General features: G+C 63.9%; 14 protein-coding genes. 11 read left to right on the top strand and 3 right to left on the bottom strand.

What is annotated here, in order from left to right; genetic code table 11:
* Positions 1-19 precede the first annotated feature (19 nt).
* Positions 20-1,210, bottom strand: a complete 1,191-nt coding sequence (locus LDN95_RS19670) for a bifunctional 2-C-methyl-D-erythritol 4-phosphate cytidylyltransferase/2-C-methyl-D-erythritol 2,4-cyclodiphosphate synthase (RefSeq protein ID WP_226019269.1) — start codon at positions 1,208-1,210, stop codon at positions 20-22.
* An 81-nt stretch (positions 1,211-1,291) separates the two neighbouring features.
* Between LDN95_RS19670 and dusB the strand changes: the two genes are divergently transcribed.
* From dusB to hflX, 7 genes are all read left to right on the top strand, one after another.
* Positions 1,292-2,347: a tRNA dihydrouridine synthase DusB gene (dusB, locus tag LDN95_RS19665; RefSeq protein WP_226019268.1), complete on the top strand. Its 1,056-nt coding sequence runs from the start codon at positions 1,292-1,294 to the stop codon at positions 2,345-2,347.
* Positions 2,344-3,459 (top strand): nitrogen regulation protein NR(II), encoded by a 1,116-nt coding sequence (locus tag LDN95_RS19660; protein WP_226019267.1) that lies wholly within the window; start codon positions 2,344-2,346, stop codon positions 3,457-3,459. Before dusB ends, LDN95_RS19660 begins: the two co-directional genes overlap by 4 nt.
* The gene (locus LDN95_RS19655) at positions 3,456-4,892 is read left to right on the top strand and encodes a sigma-54 dependent transcriptional regulator (protein ID WP_226019266.1); all 1,437 of its coding nucleotides are present in this window, start codon (positions 3,456-3,458) and stop codon (positions 4,890-4,892) included. The genes LDN95_RS19660 and LDN95_RS19655 overlap by 4 nt, the downstream gene beginning before the upstream one ends.
* Before the next feature lie 113 nt (positions 4,893-5,005).
* On the top strand, positions 5,006-7,303 hold the full coding sequence (locus LDN95_RS19650; protein WP_226019265.1) for an ATP-binding protein: 2,298 nt from the start codon (positions 5,006-5,008) through the stop codon (positions 7,301-7,303).
* 17 nt (positions 7,304-7,320) lie between these two features.
* The gene (locus tag LDN95_RS19645; RefSeq protein ID WP_226019264.1) at positions 7,321-8,706 is read left to right on the top strand and encodes a sigma-54 dependent transcriptional regulator; all 1,386 of its coding nucleotides are present in this window, start codon (positions 7,321-7,323) and stop codon (positions 8,704-8,706) included.
* 228 nt (positions 8,707-8,934) lie between these two features.
* On the top strand, positions 8,935-9,504 hold the full coding sequence (gene hfq / locus LDN95_RS19640; RefSeq protein ID WP_226019263.1) for an RNA chaperone Hfq: 570 nt from the start codon (positions 8,935-8,937) through the stop codon (positions 9,502-9,504).
* A gap of 39 nt (positions 9,505-9,543) precedes the next feature.
* A complete protein-coding gene (hflX, locus tag LDN95_RS19635) occupies positions 9,544-10,926 on the top strand; it encodes a GTPase HflX (RefSeq protein ID WP_226019262.1) in 1,383 nt (460 codons plus the stop codon).
* Here the strand turns inward: hflX and mazG are convergent.
* Both mazG and LDN95_RS19625 read right to left on the bottom strand, forming a co-directional pair.
* Complete coding sequence (gene mazG / locus LDN95_RS19630; protein ID WP_226019261.1) at positions 10,903-11,703, bottom strand: nucleoside triphosphate pyrophosphohydrolase; 801 nt, start codon at positions 11,701-11,703, stop codon at positions 10,903-10,905. The two genes, hflX and mazG, sit on opposite strands and share 24 nt — an antisense overlap.
* 98 nt (positions 11,704-11,801) lie before the next feature.
* Positions 11,802-12,662: a LysR family transcriptional regulator gene (locus LDN95_RS19625; RefSeq protein ID WP_226019260.1), complete on the bottom strand. Its 861-nt coding sequence runs from the start codon at positions 12,660-12,662 to the stop codon at positions 11,802-11,804.
* 92 nt (positions 12,663-12,754) lie between these two features.
* Here LDN95_RS19625 and LDN95_RS19620 point away from each other — a divergent pair, with 92 nt between their 5' ends.
* From LDN95_RS19620 to LDN95_RS19605, 4 genes are read left to right on the top strand one after another with little or no spacing between them, the layout of a single operon-like run.
* A complete protein-coding gene (locus LDN95_RS19620) occupies positions 12,755-13,921 on the top strand; it encodes an isovaleryl-CoA dehydrogenase (RefSeq protein ID WP_226019259.1) in 1,167 nt (388 codons plus the stop codon).
* Positions 13,918-15,537 carry a carboxyl transferase domain-containing protein gene (locus LDN95_RS19615; RefSeq protein WP_226019258.1) on the top strand — a complete coding sequence of 540 codons (1,620 nt, stop codon included), beginning with the start codon at positions 13,918-13,920 and terminating at the stop codon, positions 15,535-15,537. Before LDN95_RS19620 ends, LDN95_RS19615 begins: the two co-directional genes overlap by 4 nt.
* A 5-nt stretch (positions 15,538-15,542) precedes the next feature.
* Positions 15,543-17,417 (top strand): acetyl/propionyl/methylcrotonyl-CoA carboxylase subunit alpha, encoded by a 1,875-nt coding sequence (locus tag LDN95_RS19610; RefSeq protein WP_226019257.1) that lies wholly within the window; start codon positions 15,543-15,545, stop codon positions 17,415-17,417.
* Positions 17,417-17,863 carry a MaoC family dehydratase gene (locus LDN95_RS19605; protein ID WP_226019256.1) on the top strand — a complete coding sequence of 149 codons (447 nt, stop codon included), beginning with the start codon at positions 17,417-17,419 and terminating at the stop codon, positions 17,861-17,863. Before LDN95_RS19610 ends, LDN95_RS19605 begins: the two co-directional genes overlap by 1 nt.
* Positions 17,864-17,948: the final 85 nt, after the last annotated feature.

Here is a 17,948-nt window from a genome sequence, read left to right as displayed (position 1 = left end):
GCGTTATCTGAAGGCGATATCAGACGGCGATCAACGTGGCGATGGCCTGCGCGGCTATGCCTTCGCCGCGTCCGGTCGTGCCGAGCCGTTCGGTGGTGGTGGCTTTGACGCTGACACGCTCCTGCGCCATTCCCAGCACTTCGGCAAGTCGCGCGCGCATGGCCTGCTTGTGCGGCCCGATCTTGGGCGCCTCGCAGATGATGGTCACATCGACATTGCTGATGACATGGCCCGAATCGCGCACCAGTTCGGCGGCATGGGCCAGAAAGCGGTCCGATGAGGCCCCCTTCCAGCGCATGTCGCTGGGGGGAAAGTGATCGCCGATGTCACCCGCACCGATCGCGCCGAGCAGCGCATCGACCAGCGCGTGGATCGCAACGTCGGCATCGCTGTGTCCCGACAGGCCCAGCGGGTGGTCGATCCTGACCCCGCACAGCCACAATTCCTCGCCCGCCACCAGTCGGTGCACGTCAAAGCCCATCCCCGTACGCACCGAAAGTGCCCGTTCCGACACGGCGTTTTCCTCCTCAAGATCGGTCGCAAAGGTGATCTTGCGCAGCCGTTCATGGCCTTCGACCAGCGCCACCGCAAGCCCGGCCGCTTCGGCAACCGCGGCGTCGTCACCAGCCTCGGCCGCGCCGCTCCAGCCACGATGCGCGGTCAGGATGGCATCGAAATGGAACGCTTGCGGGGTCTGCACGCGGAACAGGCCGTCACGCTCGACATGGGCGCGGCGCAAGCCGTCGCTGCCGCGCACCACGCTGTCGACCACCGGCAACACCGGAATGGCGCCGGGGTGGCTTTTCAGCGCCGCCAGCAGCCCGGAGATGACCGCTTCGGGCAGGTCGGGGCGGGCGGCATCATGGATCAGGACATGGCGCGGAGCGTCGCCTGCCAACGCCTCCAGCGCGGCCAGAACCGAGGCCTGCCGCGTCGCCCCGCCATGGACAAAGCGCACGAGCGGCAGATCGCCGAGCGCTGCGCGGGCCATCGGCTCGAACCCTTCGGGGATGGCGACGATGATCGGTGCGGCTCCTGCTGCGATCAGCGCTTGAACCGAATGGGCGAGCAGCGGCTTGCCGCGCCACATCGCGAATTGCTTGGGTACGCTGCCGCCTGCGCGAACGCCTTTGCCCGCAGCCACGACGACTGCTGCGACGACATCGACGACTCCGGCATTTGCGGGGGAAGGGGGGGAAAACGCTACCATTGACGCAGCCCTTACAGAACTTGCCCCATGCCCCGCAATCGACTAAGCGACTGCCTGTTTTTTAGGCAGATTGATCAAGCAATGAGCACCACGCCCGTCCCGCCCCGGCTCAACCCCATCGCCATCGGACCCGTCGCGGTCGATTGCCCGGTCGTGCTCGCGCCGATGACGGGGGTGTCCGACCTGCCGTTCCGTACGCTGGTGCGCCGGTTCGGCTCGGGCCTCAACGTCACCGAGATGATCGCCAGCCCCGCCGCGATCCGCGAAACGCGCCAATCGATCCAGAAGGCCGCGTGGCACTTGTCCGAAGAGCCGGTATCGATGCAACTCGTCGGTTGCGAACCCGCGCAGATGGCCGAAGCCGCCAAGTTGTCCGAGGACAAGGGCGCGGCGATCATCGACATCAACATGGGTTGTCCGGTGCGCAAGGTCGTCAACGGCGATGCCGGCAGCGCTTTGATGCGCGACATTCCGCTAGCCAGGGCGCTGATCGAGGCGACGGTCAAGGCGGTCAAGGTGCCGGTGACGGTGAAGATGCGGATGGGTTGGTGTCATGACAGCCTGAACGCGCCCGAACTCGCCCGGATCGCGCAGGATATCGGCGCGCAGATGATCACGGTGCATGGCCGCACCCGCAACCAGATGTACAAAGGCCATGCCGACTGGGGCTTTGTCCGGCGGGTCAAGGAAGCGGTCAGCATCCCGGTGATCGTCAACGGCGATATCTGCACGATCGAGGATGTCGCCACGGCCATCGACCAGAGCGGCGCCGACGGCGTGATGATCGGGCGTGGCTCCTATGGCCGTCCGTGGCTGCTGGGGCAGATGATGCACTGGCTCGATAGCGGTGAACGCCGCGACGAGCCCAGCATCGCCGAACAGTACGCGCTGATCGTGGAGCACTACCACGCCATGCTCGAACACTATGGCGCGGTCACCGGCGTCAACATGGCGCGCAAGCATTTGGGCTGGTACACCAAGGGCCTGCCCGGATCGGCGGAGTTTCGCAATCGCGTGAACTTCATCGATGATGCCAAGGGCGTGCTGGCAAGCCTCGCAGACTTCTACGGCCGCTTCGATGAGACCACCCGGCGGGTTCAGGGTGAGCACCGTCCGGAGGTACAGGAAGCGGCATGAGCGGGCCGTTCGACTGGCGCCGGGGCGATGCGGGCAAACCCGATCCCAAGCGCATGGTCGCCAGTCTGCCGCTTGCCGTTTTCCTGATAACCCCCGAACTGACCGTTTCGAGCGTCAATCCCGCCGCCGAACAGCTTGCCGGACAAGGTGCCAAGCTGTTGCAGGGCAAGCGGGTGGACGCGCTGTTCGCGTTCGATGAAGCCCTGATCCTCGAACGACTGGCAGCAGGTGACGCGCAATTGCATGCGCGCGACGCGCTGGTGCGCATCCTTGGTGCTCCGGCGCGGCGGCTTGACGTGATGACCGCGCCGGTCACCCATTGCCCGGGCTGGCACATGCTTGTGCTACAGGAGACCGTCGGGGTCGAAGCGCTGTCGGGCGACGGCAGCGGCGCAGGTGCGGGCGAGGGTGTGGCGCTGCGCGCGCCCGAGGTGCTGGCGCACGAGATCAAGAACCCGCTGGCCGGCATTCGCGGCGCAGCACAACTGCTCGACCGCAAGCTTGAGGGCAAGGACCGCGAACTCACCGGGCTGATCACCACCGAGGTCGATCGGATCGCCAAGCTGATCGATCAGATGCAGTCGCTGTCGCGTCGGAGTCTGGAACCCGCTATCGAATGCAATCTGCATGAGGCGGTGCGCCATGCTCAGGCGATCGTGGCGGCGGGGCATTCGGGTGGCTTTGCCGTCGAGGAGGAGTTCGATCCGTCGCTGCCCCCGGTCATGGCCAATCCCGATGCGCTGGTGCAGGTGCTGCTCAACCTGATGACCAATGCGCGCGAGGCGTGCGAGACGCAGCCAATGCCGCACCTTGCGGTGCGCACGCGCTTTGCCAGCGGCATCCAGTTGCACGCGGGGCCCGGTGGCAAGCCGTTGCGCTTGCCGATCGAGGTGCGGGTCAGCGACAACGGCCCCGGCATCGATCCAGCGCTGCGCGATCATATCTTCGAACCCTTCGTCACCGCCAAGAAGAGCGGGCAGGGGCTGGGTCTTGCACTGGTGCAAAAGCTGGTGCGCGAGATGAACGGGCGGGTGACGCATGATCGGGACGAGGCCAAGGGCATGACGCATTTTCGCCTGCACCTGCCTGTTGCCGGAGCCGCCCGGCCATGAAGCAATCGATCCTGCTGGTCGAGGACGACGCCTCGATCGCGCTGGTTATCATCGCTGCGCTCGAGGCCGAGGGCTACGCGGTCGATCGCTGCGATTCGATCGCAGGGCGCGATCGGCTGCTGGCCGAAAAGTCGTACGGCCTGATGTTGACCGACGTGGTGCTGACCGATGGCGACGGGATCGAGACCCTCGGCCGGGTGCGCGATGCTGCGCCACGGATGCAGATCATCATCCTCAGCGCGCAGAACACGCTCGATACCGCCGTTCGCGCCAGCGATACCGGCGCCTTCGAATACTTCCCCAAACCATTCGATCTTGAGGAACTGGTGCGCACCGTGCGCCAGGCGATCGGTGCGATCGACGCTGGCGATGCGTTCGATGGCCCCGAGGACATGCCGCAGGGACTGCCGCTGGTCGGGCGCAGCGCAGCGATGCAGGCGGTCTACCGCATGATCACCCGCGTGCTGCGCAATGATCTGACCGTGCTGGTGCTCGGCGAATCGGGCACCGGCAAGGAACTGGTGGCAGAAGCGATCCACCAGCTCGGCAATCGCGCCAATGGGCCCTTCGTTGCGGTCAACACCGCAGCCATCCCCGGCGAACTGATCGAAAGCGAGCTGTTCGGGCACGAAAAGGGGGCCTTCACTGGCGCTGTGGCGCGGCAGATCGGCAAGTTCGAGCAGGCGGCAGGCGGCACGTTGTTCCTTGACGAAATTGGCGACATGCCGATGCAAGCGCAGACCCGGCTGTTGCGCGCGTTGCAATCGGGACGCATCCGCCGGGTCGGCGGAACTGCCGAGATCACGCTCGACTGCCGGATCATCGCTGCCACCAATCGCGATCTCGTACCGATGATTGCCGCCGGGCAGTTCCGTGAGGATCTGTATTACCGCATCGCGGTTGTGCCGATCGAGTTGCCGCCATTGCGCGAACGGGCTGACGATATCGAGGCTCTGTCGCGCCATTTTCTCGCCCGCGCCGCTACCGAAGGCCTGCCACGCCGCCAGTTGTCCGCGGCCGGCGCAGCCTTGCTGTCGCGGCAGTTGTGGCGGGGCAATGTCCGCGAACTGCGCAATTTTGTCTATAGATTGGCGCTGCTGGCGCGCGATGAACTGATCGATGTGGCTGCCATTGAGCCGCTTCTGGCCAGCGAGCGCGCCGCTTATCCGCGCCCAAGCGACCCGGAGGAGGCGGCTCCGGTCGACCTTGCCCATGCGTTGCGCGCCTGGGTCGCCGAAGTCGACCCGCCGGCCGGGCAGCTTTACGACACCGCGCTCGCCGCGTTCGAGCGGCCGCTGTTCCTCCATGCGCTAGCGCGCACCGGCGGTAACCAGTTGCGCGCAGCGCAATTGCTGGGGATCAATCGCAACACATTGCGCAAACGTCTGTCCGAGCTCGACATCCATCCCGAGGATACCGCCTCGCTCGTCTGACGCCGACGCGCTTTGGGCTGGCGCGTCGTCAAGCCGGTTCAGGTGGTGTCAAGATTACAGCCTGCATGAAATAGCTTGCCATCTTGCAACAGGGGTGTTGTATAACAGCCACTATGACCGAGCGGACGAAAGGCAGGCCAAGACGCTTTCCGCGCTGGTGGCGTCGTCTGCTGGTGATCCTGCGGCGTGCCAACGTCTTCTTCCTGCTTGAACTTGCCGCAGGCGTCACGCTTGGCCTGATGCTGTGGATCAGTTGGGCGATGCTGTCGGCCAATGCGGGCGGCAACGCGCTGCTGCCATCACGCCTGACAACCAGCCTGCTGATCGGCACGCTGGTTCCGGCGATGGCGCTGATCGTGCTGGGCGGTCGACGAGCGGCGCTCAAGCGAGCAACCAATAGCGTGCTGGGCCGCAGTGGCAGGCTCCATGTGCGGCTCGTTTGGCTGTTCTCGCTGATCGCGGCTATTCCGACGCTGCTGGTCGTGCTGTTCGCCTCGCTGCTGTTTCAATCCGGCGTCGAGTTCTGGTTTTCCGACAATTCGCGCGGAATGCTCGAGAATGCCAACAACCTCGCCCATGGCTACTACACCGACAAGCTGCGCGATGTGGGCAAGGAAAGCGTCGTCATGGCTGGCGACATCCGCAGCTATCTGGGGCAGGCCGCGATCACCAGTCCCGAGTTTGCCGAAGGGTATTCGTGGCAGGTCATCAGCCGCAAACTGGACGAATCGGCGATTGTCGAGCGCGGGCCCGACGGTACCTTGCGTACCGCCGCCATCGTCGATCCCAACCGTGCCGACAGTCGCCAGCGGGTGACACCTGATGAGTTGCGGCGGATCGATGCGGGCGAGGCGGTGGTGGTCAATGCCTCGGCCGAGCGGATCGAGGCAGTGACCGCAATCGACCGCTCGCGCGGAATTTTCCTGTATGTCGCTCGCAATTCGGATGCTTTGGCGCTCGACCAATGGAAGCGCGCGCAATCGGTGCTCAATGCCTATGATGTCCTCACCCGGCGCGCGCGGGCGCTGCAACTGCGCTTCAACCTTGCGCTGTTCGGCATCAGTCTGGCGCTGGTCGCGCTGGCGGTGTGGGTCGCGTTGCGTTTTGCCGACCGACAGGTGGCGCCTCTGGTCGCGCTCGTTTCGGCCGCGCGCAATGTCGGCTCCGGCAACTTTGCGATGCGCGTGGCGCCGGGCAATGGCACCGATGAGATCGGCCTGCTGACCCGCGCGTTCAACCGGATGACCGCCCAGCTTGAAGGGCAGACGCAGGCGCTGGTTCGGGTCAACGCCCAACTCGAAGTGCGCCGCGCGTTCATCGAGGCGGTTGTCGAATCGATCAGCGCGGGCATCGTCTCGGTCGATCGCGACGGGCGCATCCAGTTGATCAACAGCTCAGCCCAGCGTTTCCTGAAAGGCGCTTCCGCAGGCGAGCCGACCGGGCAGTCCCTGTCGGTCGTGGCGCCGCAGTTCGCGCAGGCCATCGCCGCGGGTGAGGCCAATACCGTCCTCCAGTACGCCAGAGAGGGTGATTTGCGCACACTGGCGGTGAAGGTGACTGCCGACGTCAATGGTCACGTGATCACGTTCGAGGACATCACCCGCCAGTTGCTCGATCAGCGCCGCGCTGCCTGGTCCGATGTGGCGCGGCGGATCGCGCATGAGATCAAGAACCCGCTCACCCCGATCCAGTTGGCGACAGAGCGGCTCAAGCGCCGCTATCGCAGGCAGATCCTGACCGATCCCGAGCTGTTTGAAGAATTGACCGCCACGATCATCCGGCAGGTCGGCGATCTGCGCAAGATGGTTGACGAGTTCTCGTCCTTCGCGCGCCTGCCCAAGCCGGTGTTCCGGCAAGAGGATGCGAGCGATCTGGTGCGCCAGGCCTTGTTCCTGCAGGAAGTGGCGCACAGTGAAATCGACTGGGTGTTCGAAGGCGAACCTGCGCTTTCCTTTCAGGCAGACCGGCACCAGTTCGGCCAATGCATGACCAACGTGCTCAAGAACGCGCTCGAAGCCGTGGAGCAACGCGGGCGGAACGAGGATCTGGACTATCGCGGCCGGATCGCCGTTGCGTTGGAAAGCGACCGCTACGCGGTGACGGTCGTCGTGACCGATAACGGCATCGGGCTTCCTGCCGAACGCGATCGAATCCTCGAACCTTACGTCACCACCCGCGAAAAGGGGACCGGGCTCGGCCTCGCCATCGTCAACAAGATCGTCGAGGAACACGGTGGCGCCATGGCCTTTGCGCCTTCCCCGGACGGGCAGGGAACGCGTGTGACCATGCGGTTTGCGCGTGATCCCATGGCCAGCAGCGGCGCCGGTTCGGGCTCCGAAGGTGGATCGGGTGGCCCCGCCACCGCTGACGCCGCCACCCTCACGTCCGCCATACCCTCCAGAGGCATTTAGCCGAAAGTATTGATCCGATGGCACTTGATATCCTGATCGTCGACGACGAACGCGACATCCGCGAACTGGTCGCCGGTGTGCTGAGCGACGAAGGTTACGATTGCCGACTGGCAGGGGACAGCACCGCCGCGCTCGCCGCAATCGACCAGCGCCGCCCCAGTCTCGTGTTGCTCGACGTCTGGCTCCACGGCAGCCCGATGGACGGCCTCGAAGTGCTCGACGAGATCAAGAAGCGCGAGCCCGAACTGCCGGTGATCATCTTTTCGGGGCACGGCAACATCGACACAGCGGTGTCGGCGATCAGTCGCGGCGCTGTCGACTTTCTTGAAAAGCCGTTCGAAGCCGAGCGGCTTTTGCTGCTGGTTGAACGGGCCACCGAAACCGAACAGTTGCGCCGCGAGAATGCACGGTTGCGCCAGGGCTTTGCCATGGCTGACGAGTTCACCGGCAACAGTTCGGCCATCAATCAGGTTCGTGCCACGCTCAAGCGGGTCGCCAATACCGGCAGTCGGGTGCTTATTGCAGGCCCAGCGGGCGCGGGCAAGGAAGTGGCCGCAAGATTGCTCCATTCGTGGAGCCCGCGCGCGCAAAATGCTTTTGTAACCGTGAGCTCGGCAAGGATCACGCCCGAGCGCTTCGAGCAGGAACTGTTTGGCGAGGAAGCCGACGGCAAGCTGGTGCGGGCAGGCTTGCTCGAGATGGCCGACGGCGGCACGCTGTTCCTCGACGAGGTGGCCGACATGCCCGCGTCCAGCCAGGCGCGAATCTTGCGGGTGCTGACCGAGCAGGCATTCGTGCGCGTGGGCGGCAATCGCCAGATCCGGGTCGATGTCCGGGTCGTTTCCTCGACGTCGCGGGTGCTCGAGCGTGAGATTGCCGAGCGCCGCTTTCGCGAGGATTTGTATTACCGTTTGAATGTCGTGCCGGTTGCGGTGCCGTCGCTGACCGATCGGCGCGACGACATTCCGGCGTTGGTCGACCACTTCTTCGCGCGATATGCGACGGAACAGGGCGTTGCTCCTCCTGCGATTTCGCCGGAAGCGATCGCTGCGCTGCAAAGCTATGACTGGCCCGGCAATGTGCGGCAGTTGCGCAACGTGGTCGAGCGCACGATCATTCTGGCGCCGCGCGATCGGATCATGCGGATCGACGTGGACATGCTGCCTTCCGAGATTCTGACCACGCGCCTCGGCGGCGACTCCACAAGTTCGGCCTTGATGGGGGTGCCGCTGCGCGAGGCGCGCGAGAATTTTGAGCGCGAATACCTGAAGGTTCAGATCCGTCGGTTTTCGGGCAACATTTCCAAGACGGCGAACTTCATCGGGATGGAGCGTTCGGCGCTCCATCGCAAGCTCAAGCTACTTGGCATGGCCGATCGTCGCGATGAGGACGATGTCGACTGAGCCGAGGGTACTTGCGCCCGGGTCTGGGTTCGTATTCGTACGCAATCGCGCAAAGGATCGCACACACTTGCGCGTTTGATGGTTTACGCAAGTCGCTCGGGACAATACAATCCCGAAAGAACCCGGTCGTTGTTCCGGCAGATGCGGATTGCTCCGCAAACGCCAAAGGCAACGGCCAGATCGCGATGGCACCATAAAGGGCCACGCCAAAACAAAAGGAGTCACCTGATGACCGGACGTACCCTCACCGCCCGACCTCGCGCTGCCAAGACGGAAGTCGAGCAGGATGTTGCCGCCCCGCCGCCCGCCGTCGGTGGTGCCAAGGGCCAGAATTTGCAGGATGTTTTCCTCAATCACCTGCGCAAGAACAAGATCCCCGTCACCATGTTTCTGGTCAAGGGCGTCAAGCTGCAGGGCATTGTCACCTGGTTCGACAACTTCTCGATTCTGTTGCGCCGCGATGGTCAATCGCAGCTTGTCTACAAGCACGCGATCAGCACAATCATGCCGGGTCAGCAGCTTTCGGTCGCGCACTTTCAGGGCGGCAGCGATGATTCGAACCGCAAGCGCCTGCTTCAGGAGGTTTTCCTGTCGAGCGTGCGCGACGCGGGTGTTTCGGTGACGATGTTCCTCGTCAACGGGGTCATGCTTCAGGGCAAGGTTGCCGCTTACGATCTGTTCTGCATGTTGCTTGAACGCGAAGGCTATGTGCAGCTTGCCTACAAGCACGCCGTTTCGACAGTTCAGCCCGCTGGCCACGTCGATCTGTCGGGCGACTGGGACGGCGAAGCCAATTGAACCGTCGTCTGACAAGGCCCGCTGCGTGAGGCTTTTCGCGTGAGTTCGTTCGAGTTCGGGCGCAACGATGACGATCTGGCAGGCGAAGTCACGCGCGGCGCGCGTGCCATCGTGGTGCTGCCCGACATCCGGCAAAGGCTGGGTGGCGGGCAGGGCGGCGCAAGCGCGCGCGGCGGTGGCCTTGGTGACGATGCCGAGGCGCGGCTTGAGGAAGCGCAGGGCCTCGCGCGGGCGATCGGCCTGGAGGTAGTCGATGCCTTCATCCTGCCCATTCGCGCCATTCGTCCCGCAACCCTGTTCGGCGAGGGCCAAGTCGACAAAATCGAGACGGCCTGCCTCCAGTCCGACGCCGATCTGATCGTCGTCGATGGCGCTTTGTCAGCGATCCAGCAGCGCAACCTCGAGGAAAAACTCAAGCGTAAAGTCATCGACCGGACTGGCCTGATCCTTGAGATATTCGGTGAGCGCGCGGCTACCGCCGAAGGTCGTCTCCAGGTCGAACTTGCGCACCTCGATTATCAGGCCGGGCGATTGGTCCGTTCGTGGACCCACCTTGAGCGACAACGCGGTGGCTTCGGTTTCCTCGGCGGCCCCGGTGAAACGCAGATCGAGGCTGACCGCCGCCTTATCCGGGGCCGGATGGCGCGTATCCGCCGCGAACTCGATCAGGTCAGGCGTACGCGCGGGCTTCACCGCGAGCGGCGGCAGCGCGCGCCTTGGCCGGTGATTGCGCTGGTCGGCTACACCAACGCGGGCAAATCCACGCTGTTCAACCGGCTGACCGGCGCCGCGGTGATGGCCGAAGATTTGCTGTTCGCCACGCTCGATCCGACGATGCGCGCCATCCGCCTGCCTGCGGTGGACAAGGCCATTCTGTCCGACACGGTGGGTTTCATCTCGGACTTGCCAACACAGCTCGTCGCTGCCTTCCGCGCCACGCTTGAGGAAGTGACGGCAGCCGACGTCATCGTCCATGTGCGTGACGTCGCCAATCCGGCAAGCGCCCAGCAAAAGCGAGAAGTCGAGGAAATTCTTGCCGATTTGGGCGTGTTCGGGGAAGACGGCGCCACGGTTCCGATCATCGAGGCATGGAACAAGGTTGATCTGCTCAGCGCAGAGGATCGGCTGATGCGACAAGACCTGATCGACCATGACGTGCCCGACCGTCCGGTTGTGCCGGTTTCCGCTCTGACCGGAGAAGGCGTCGAAGATTTGCTGGAAAAGCTCGGGTCGTTACTGACCAATGGAGCACAGGTCATTGAAATGACTGTGCCAATGGCCGAAGGGCAAAAGCTCGCCTGGTTGCATGCCCATGGCGAGATCCTGTCCGAGGCGGCAACCGAGGATGCTGGCGGCGCGCCTGCCTCGCGGTTGACCGTGCGGTTGACCTCGCGCGAACTAGGCCGTTTTGCGCGGCTCTGACGCTTTCACGGCGCGCCACAAGTCTTCCTGTTCATCGAGCGACAGCGACGCAAAGCCGCCTTGCGCCAACGCTTCCATCGCGCGGAAGCGGCGCTCGAACTTGGCATTGGCAGCGCGCAAGGCTTCCTCAGGGGCGACGCCATAGCGGCGGACAAGGTTCACCGCGCTGAACAGCAGGTCGCCGGCTTCCTCGACCCGCTCGGCAGCGCTCAGCGCTTCGGCCAGTTCGCGTGCTTCCTCGGCCAGCTTTGCTTCGGGCCCGGTGATATCGGGCCAGTCAAAGCCTACTCGTGCCGCGCGTTTCTGGAGCTTTTCTGCGCGCATCAGCGCGGGCAGGGCGAGGGCAACGCCATCGAGCGCGCCGACGTCACCCTTGCTTGCACGCTCGGCCGCCTTGGCGGATTCCCATCGTTCCTCGCGCGCCTGACCATGGTCATCTTCACTACCGAAGATGTGCGGGTGGCGCGCCTCCATCTTGTCGGCGATCCCCGCAGCAACATCGTTGAAGGCAAAGGCGCCCTGTTCCTCGGCCATGCGCGCGTGGAACACGACCTGCAGCAGCAAGTCGCCCAGTTCCTCGCGCAGCGCGCTCAGGTCGTTGCGCGCGATGGCGTCAGCGACTTCATAGGCTTCCTCGATCGTGTAGGGGGCGATCGAGGCAAAGCTTTGCGCAAGATCCCATTCGCAGCCACTTTCGGCATCGCGCAGTCGCGCCATGATCGCCAACAGGCGGTCCAAGGCGTGATCGGTTGCGGGAACGGTGTCTGGGGTGGTCATGGCGTCGCCCTGGCAGATCGAGAATGGCGACCTCCTATCAAACGCCCTCGCACCAAGCGCAAGAGGTCATGGTTTGGCATTGCCGATCGCGGAGGCGCCTAGATTGTCAACTTCGCACATAGCGCGGCCATATCCTGCCTCAGCCTACCCCAGTGATCGTGGCCTTGCGCGCCATGCCCCGTAACCAGCCCGATGCGCCGACGGAAATCATACCCGTCAAGCGGGATCGCCACCGTGCCCTTGCCGACCAGCGATATCGGCCCCGTCGTCACGCCGGCGCCTGCGGCAACCAGCGCCAGACAGCGATCTTCGCCGGTACTGCGCAGCACGAACCGCGGACGGACCCCGCGCGCGGTAAAAAAGCGACTGGTCTGGGCGAGGATTTCGCACGATCGGCGCGCGATCATCGTCTCGCCCGCCAGTTCTTCGGGGGCAAGCCTGTCGCGATGAGCCAATGGGTGATCCTCACCCAGGATCATGGCATAGCCTTCATCGATCAGGCATTCGCCAGCCTCGCCCGTGCGCAAAAGTGTGAGCGCGGCATCGAGCCGGTGGTCGGCAAGCCGGTGACGCAGTTCACCATCGCTCGCTTCGGTCAGGGCTAGCGGCCGACCCGCGCTTCCGGTCGCGGCGATGGCGGCAACAAGCCGCGATGGCAGTGACGTCAACACGCCCAGCCGCAAGGGTGGCAAGGGCGTGGGGGCAGCGTTGACGAGCGCCTCGGCGTTCCGGAACTCGCGCTCGATGGCGCGGGCCGGGCCCAGCAGCCGATTTCCCGCCTCGGTCAGCCGGATGGCCCGCCGTTCGCGTTCGAACAGGCGGCTGCCGACGATCTTTTCCAGTTCGGCGATCCCTGACGACAAGGTTGGCTGGGTCACGTGCAACTGGCGTGCGGCTGCGGTGAAGCTGCCGGTATCGACAACGGCCAGAAACTGCCGGACCTGAACGCGCTTTAGCATAGGTAAAATCTATCCTGTCCAGCGCATCGAATCAATTTTTCATGCGTCCTGACCGATGATAGCCTGCGTCCATAAAGCGGGAGAGACTACCGATGCGCGCAACGCCCGAATTGGCTTTCGGATTGACCGAAAGCGCCCTCATGATCCGTGAAGCCGCTGGTCGCTTTGCCGACGAGCAGATCGCGCCACTTGCCGCTGCAATCGACCGCGATGACCGGTTTCCGCGCGAATTGTGGGCGCCGATGGGCGATCTCGGACTGCACGGGATAACGGTCGAGCCCGAATGGGGCGGGCTGGGGCTGGGCTATCTTGAGCACGTTGTCGCGGTCGAGGAAGTCAGCCGTGCTTCCGGTTCGGTCGGGCTCTCGTATGGCGCGCATTCCAACTTGTGCATCAACCAGATCCGCCGCTGGGGCAACGATGAGCAGAAGGCGAAATATCTTCCCGGGCTGATCTCGGGCGCACACGTTGGTGCATTGGCCATGTCCGAGGCCGGGGCGGGGTCCGATGTCGTCTCGATGAAGCTGCGCGCCGATCCGGTCGATGGCGGCTATCGCCTGAACGGTACCAAGTTCTGGATCACCAACGGCAGCCACGCCGATACGCTGGTGGTCTATGCACGGACCGATCCGCAGGGCGGCAGCCGGGGCATCACCGCCTTTCTGATCGAGAAGGACTTTGCCGGGTTCTCGATCGGCCAGAAGATCGACAAGATGGGACTGCGCGGCTCGCCCACCGCTGAGCTGGTGTTTCAGGACTGCTTCGTCCCCGAAGAAAACGTGATGGGCCCGGTCAACGGCGGAGTCGGCGTGCTGATGAGCGGGCTGGATTACGAGCGCGTCGTTCTGGCCGGCATGCAGATCGGCATCATGCAGGCCTGCCTTGACGTCGTCATTCCCTATGTCCGCGAGCGCAAGCAGTTCGGACAGCCGATCGGCAGCTTCCAGTTGATGCAGGCCAAGGTCGCCGACATGTACGTGGCGCTGCAATCGGCGCGCGCCTATGTCTACACGGTCGCCCGCGCTTGCGATGAAGGACACACCACGCGCTTCGATGCTGCGGGCGCGATCCTGCTTGCCAGCGAAAGCGCATTCCGCGTTGCGGGCGAGGCGGTTCAGGCGCTGGGCGGTGCTGGTTACACCAAGGACTGGCCGGTCGAACGGTTCTTGCGCGATGCGAAGTTGCTCGACATCGGCGCGGGCACCAACGAAATCCGCCGCATGTTGATCGGGCGCGAACTGATCGGTGCAAACGGATGAGCGCCCCAATTCTGCCTACCAACCTTGATCTGCAAGATCCCCGCACGCAGGCCCGCGCCGTGCACAACCGCGCGCTGGCGGCCGACTTGCGCGCGCGCGTGGCGCAAGCGGCGCAGGGTGGCGATGAGCGCAGCCGTGAGCGGCATGTTTCCCGGGGGAAACTTCTGCCGCGCGAACGCGTGGAGCGCCTGCTCGACCCCGGCTCGCCCTTGCTTGAGATCGGGCAACTTGCGGCCAACGGACTGTATGGCGACGAGGTGCCCGGCGCAGGACTGATCACCGCGATCGGCCGGGTATCGGGTCGACAGTGCATGATCGTCGCCAATGACGCGACGGTCAAGGGCGGCACATACTTCCCGATGACTGTGAAGAAACACCTGCGAGCGCAGGAAATCGCAGCGGAAAATCATTTGCCGTGCCTCTATCTGGTCGATAGCGGCGGCGCTAATCTGCCCAACCAGGCAGAGGTCTTTCCCGATCGCGATCACTTCGGTCGGTTCTTCTACAATCAGGCGAACATGAGCGCGCGGGGCATCCCGCAGATCGCTGCGGTCATGGGCAGTTGCACCGCAGGCGGTGCCTATGTCCCTGCGATGAGCGACGAGACGGTGATCGTGCGCGGGCAGGGGACAATCTTCCTTGCCGGCCCCCCATTGGTCAAGGCGGCGACAGGCGAGGAGATCACTGCAGAGGATTTGGGCGGTGGCGACCTCCATGCGCGCAAGTCCGGCGTGGTCGATCACCTCGCCGAAAACGACGAGCACGCGCTGACGATTGTGAGGGACATCGTGTCTCACCTCCAAGGCCCATTCGTGTCGCGTGAAGCCGAGGCACAATCGCGCGGCACAAGGCCGCCATTCGCACCGAAATACCCTGCCGAAGACCTTTACAGCATCATCCCCGAGGATGTGCGCGCGCCTTACGATGTGCACGAAGTGATCGCGCGGTTGGTCGATGGCAGCGAATTTCACGAGTTCAAGGCGCTTTACGGTACCACGCTTGTCTGCGGCTTTGCTCACATCTGGGGCAAGCCGGTGGCAATCCTGGCCAACAATGGCGTGCTGTTTTCGGAAAGCGCGCAGAAGGGCGCGCACTTCATCGAACTGGCCTGCCAGCGACGCATTCCCTTGCTGTTCCTGCAAAACATCAGCGGCTTCATGGTTGGTGGCAAGTATGAGGCGGAAGGTATTGCCAAACATGGCGCAAAACTGGTGACAGCCGTCGCCACCGCGCAAGTGCCGAAGATCACCGTGCTGATCGGCGGCAGCTTCGGCGCGGGCAATTATGGGATGTGCGGCCGCGCTTATTCTCCGCGATTTCTGTTCACCTGGCCCAACGCGCGGATCAGCGTCATGGGTGGTGAACAGGCAGCGAGCGTGCTTGCCACCGTTCACCGCGACGCCGCGACGTGGACTGCGCAACAGGCCGAAGCCTTCAAGGCGCCGATCCGCCAGAAGTATGAGGACGAAGGCAACCCCTATTACGCCACCGCCCGGTTATGGGACGATGGCGTGATCGACCCGGTGCAGACAAGGGATGTGCTGGGACTTGCGCTGGAAGCCTGCCTTGCGGCGCCGATCGCGGAGGCACCCCGGTTCGGGGTGTTCAGGATGTAATGCCGATGATCCAATCCCTGCTCATCGCCAATCGGGGCGAGATCGCTTGCCGGATCATCCGCACCGCGCGCCGCATGGGCGTTCGCACGGTTGCGGTCTTTTCCGACGCTGATCGCAATGCGCTGCATGTGCGGCAGGCGGACGATGCAGTGCATATCGGGCCATCGCCCGCGCGCGAAAGCTATCTGGTGGGCGAGCGGATCATCGCCGCCGCGCTGGAAAGCGGGGCGCAGGCGATCCATCCCGGCTATGGCTTCCTGTCGGAAAATGCCGATTTTGCCCAAGACGTGATCGATGCAGGACTGATCTGGGTGGGCCCCAGACCTGACTCGATCCGCGCGATGGGGCTGAAAAACGCGGCCAAAGCGCGGATGATCGCGGCGGGCGTGCCCGTTACGCCGGGCTATCTGGGCGAAGACCAGTCGCCTGAACGTCTGCAGGCTGAGGCCTATGCCATCGGCTATCCGGTTCTGATCAAGGCGGTAGCGGGCGGGGGGGGCAAGGGCATGCGCCGCGTCGATGCCGCAGCCGCCTTTGCCGATGCACTGGCAAGTTGCCGTCGTGAAGCCGCGTCGAGCTTTGGCGACGACCGCGTGCTGATCGAGAAATACATCCTGTCTCCCCGCCATATCGAGGTGCAGGTTTTCGGCGATGCCCATGGCAATGTCGTGCACTTGTTCGAGCGCGATTGTTCGCTCCAGCGCCGCCATCAGAAGGTGATCGAGGAAGCGCCAGCGCCGGGTATGGACGAAGTCACTCGTGCGGCCGTGTGCGGCGCTGCCGTCCGCGCGGCGCAGGCGGTGAACTATGAGGGCGCAGGCACCATCGAGTTCATCGCCGATGCGAGCGAGGGCCTGCGCGCCGACCGGGTGTGGTTCATGGAAATGAACACCCGCCTGCAGGTGGAGCACCCTGTCACCGAGATGATCACCGGGGTCGATCTGGTCGAATGGCAGTTGCGCGTGGCGAGCGGCGAAGCGCTGCCCAAACGTCAGGATCAGCTTTCGATCAACGGCTGGGCGATGGAAGCGCGGCTATACGCAGAAGACCCGGCGAAAGGGTTCTTGCCGAGCGTCGGGCGCTTGGACATTCTGGACTTCAGCACGTCTGAACGGGTTGATGCCGGGGTTAGCGAAACTGACGTGATCAGCCCCTTTTACGATCCCATGATCGCCAAAGTGATCGTCCATCGCCCCGATCGCGCCGAGGCTGCTGCAGAACTTGCCCGAGCGGTTGGCAACATCATGATCTGGCCGGTGCGGACCAATGCGGGCTTCCTGACCGCTGCGCTCTCTCATCCGGAATTCACAGCAGCAATCATTGATACCGGCTTCATCGCCAGAAATGAGGATGCGCTCGTGGTTCGGCCGGATGCCAATGATAAATTGTGGCTTTACGCGGCCCGCGAACTCACGGGCAATTTCAAATGGACGCCGTTGAACGGGTTCCGACTGAACGCACCTGGCGTCGACCAATTGGTCATCAGCCTTGACGGGGTCAGCAAGACCGTGGACTTGCAGTCCAGCGCGCATCCCGATCCCTTGGCAGGTGGCATCGGCCTCGCTTCATACGCGTGTGACGGTGGTCTGGCCATTATCCGCAACGGGCACAGTTACTTGTTCCAGCACCAGATGCGCGGGAGCGGCCACCACTCGCTGCACGATGGTGACATAGTGTCGCCCATGCCGGGACGGGTCATCGCTGTTGAGGTAGCCGCCGGACAGGCGGTGACCAAGGGTCAGACACTGCTCGTGCTTGAAGCGATGAAGATGGAGCACGCGCTGGTTGCGCCGTTCGACGGCACTGTCACCGAATTGAATGTGCAGACGGGAGCGCAAGTGCAGGTGGATGCGCTGCTGGTGCGGGTGGAGGCTGAGTGATGGCAGGCAGGTATTTCGATGAATGGCAGATTGGTGACCGCATCGCGCACGAGATCCGTCGGACGGTGACCGAGACCGATAACCTTCTTTTTACCACGATGACGCACAACCCGCAGCCGCTGCATCTGGATGCCGAAGCGGCCAAGGCAAGCGAATTTGGCCAGATACTGGTCAACGGTACGTTCACTTTCGCACTGATGGTCGGGTTGTCGGTGGGCGACACAACGCTCGGCACGCTTGTTGCCAATCTGGGCTACGACAAGCTTGTCATGCCGGCTCCCGTATTCATCGGCGATACCATGCGTGCCACCAGCGAAGTCGTCGACTTGCGCGCCAGCAAGTCGCGCCCCGATGCCGGGATCGTCACTTTCGCCCACGAACTGATCAACCAGCGCGACGAGGTTGTTTGTCGCTGCCTGCGCATGGCCTTGCTCAAACGGCGCTGAATGGCGTGGGGGTTTGCTTTCCATCTGAAGTGCGAATTTCCGTTGTGAGTGTAGCGCTTTGCCGTGGGGGGGGGGGGCCCCCCCC

Origin of the sequence: Novosphingobium sp. FKTRR1 (genome assembly GCF_020404405.1) — a bacterium.
Classification (GTDB): domain Bacteria; phylum Pseudomonadota; class Alphaproteobacteria; order Sphingomonadales; family Sphingomonadaceae; genus Novosphingobium.
This window is presented reverse-complemented; position numbering and strand designations above follow the sequence as displayed.

Bases quoted from the DNA above. Each gene is read 5' to 3' on its own strand.
- LDN95_RS19670 (WP_226019269.1), bottom strand. From the start codon at position 1,210: ATGGTAGCGTTTTCCCCCCCTTCCCCCGCAAATGCCGGAGTCGTCGAT.
- dusB (WP_226019268.1), top strand. From the start codon at position 1,292: ATGAGCACCACGCCCGTCCCGCCCCGGCTCAACCCCATCGCCATCGGA.
- LDN95_RS19660 (WP_226019267.1), top strand. From the start codon at position 2,344: ATGAGCGGGCCGTTCGACTGGCGCCGGGGCGATGCGGGCAAACCCGAT.
- LDN95_RS19655 (WP_226019266.1), top strand. From the start codon at position 3,456: ATGAAGCAATCGATCCTGCTGGTCGAGGACGACGCCTCGATCGCGCTG.
- LDN95_RS19650 (WP_226019265.1), top strand. From the start codon at position 5,006: ATGACCGAGCGGACGAAAGGCAGGCCAAGACGCTTTCCGCGCTGGTGG.
- LDN95_RS19645 (WP_226019264.1), top strand. From the start codon at position 7,321: ATGGCACTTGATATCCTGATCGTCGACGACGAACGCGACATCCGCGAA.
- hfq (WP_226019263.1), top strand. From the start codon at position 8,935: ATGACCGGACGTACCCTCACCGCCCGACCTCGCGCTGCCAAGACGGAA.
- mazG (WP_226019261.1), bottom strand. From the start codon at position 11,703: ATGACCACCCCAGACACCGTTCCCGCAACCGATCACGCCTTGGACCGC.
- LDN95_RS19625 (WP_226019260.1), bottom strand. From the start codon at position 12,662: ATGCTAAAGCGCGTTCAGGTCCGGCAGTTTCTGGCCGTTGTCGATACC.
- LDN95_RS19620 (WP_226019259.1), top strand. From the start codon at position 12,755: ATGCGCGCAACGCCCGAATTGGCTTTCGGATTGACCGAAAGCGCCCTC.
- LDN95_RS19615 (WP_226019258.1), top strand. From the start codon at position 13,918: ATGAGCGCCCCAATTCTGCCTACCAACCTTGATCTGCAAGATCCCCGC.
- LDN95_RS19610 (WP_226019257.1), top strand. From the start codon at position 15,543: ATGATCCAATCCCTGCTCATCGCCAATCGGGGCGAGATCGCTTGCCGG.
- LDN95_RS19605 (WP_226019256.1), top strand. From the start codon at position 17,417: ATGGCAGGCAGGTATTTCGATGAATGGCAGATTGGTGACCGCATCGCG.